An 883-nucleotide genomic window follows, 5' to 3' on the forward strand; every position below is an offset into this window, starting at 1 on the left:
CCTCAAACGTTCATGCACTTTTAAAACCAGCTCGTCTTCGCCTTCATGCGTACTCGCCGCGACCCAAATCTTAGGCTTAGCGGGTAAATTTGCGCTCAGGTGAGCGGCTTTTTTAACATGACTATCTTCCACGTTCGTATCAAACTTTACGCTACCCGTTACAAAAATCTTTTCCTTTGCGATATCTAGTGATTCAAATCGTGAAGCATCATTTTCGTACTGGCATAGCACGAGTGACAGATCATTCAACATCCAACCAATAGCGGGTTTCAAGCGTCGGTAGCCTTTTGCTGAGCGCTCTGACAAACGCGCATTAGCGATGACAACCGGGCAGTTTCTTCGCATCACCTGGTGAATCATATTTGGCCAGAGTTCGGTTTCCATAATGATCAGACATTCAGGTTTTACCCGGCGCAAAAACGCCTTCACCATAAAGGGAATATCGTAAGGTGCATAGACATGAAACACATCACTGCCAAAGCGCTTTCTAATTTGCTCGGAGCTGGTTGGCGTCATACTAGTGATAACGATATCTCGGTTTGGAAAACGCCTTTGAATCTCTCGAATAATTGGCTCCGCTGCTAGCACTTCGCCTACGGACACAGCATGCACCCAAATACTTCTATTCAGCTTTGGCGCATTAAAAAAACCAAAACGCTCCATTTTTCTGGCCTTATATTCTGGCGCCTTAAATCCTCGCCATAAAAGCTTCAGATAAACAAATGGCATACAGAGTGCGAAAAGAATTGTGTAAACTAAGCGGAACATAAGCGCCTTTCGAAAAATTCAAAAGACGCAGTATAGACGATTAGCAGCGCTTCTCACATCACTTGATGAGAGAGCGCTTCCGAGGAAAACGATATCTATGTCAAGCCAATCTAAC

General features: G+C 44.6%; 1 protein-coding gene. It reads right to left on the reverse strand.

What is annotated here, in order from left to right; all coding sequences use genetic code 11:
* Positions 1–663 (reverse strand): glycosyltransferase N-terminal domain-containing protein (locus A3756_RS00820; RefSeq protein ID WP_304438841.1); only part of this gene is annotated, 663 nt, incomplete at its 3' end.
* Between the last annotated feature and the right edge of the window lie 220 nt (positions 664–883).

Source organism: Oleiphilus sp. HI0086, from assembly GCF_001635225.1.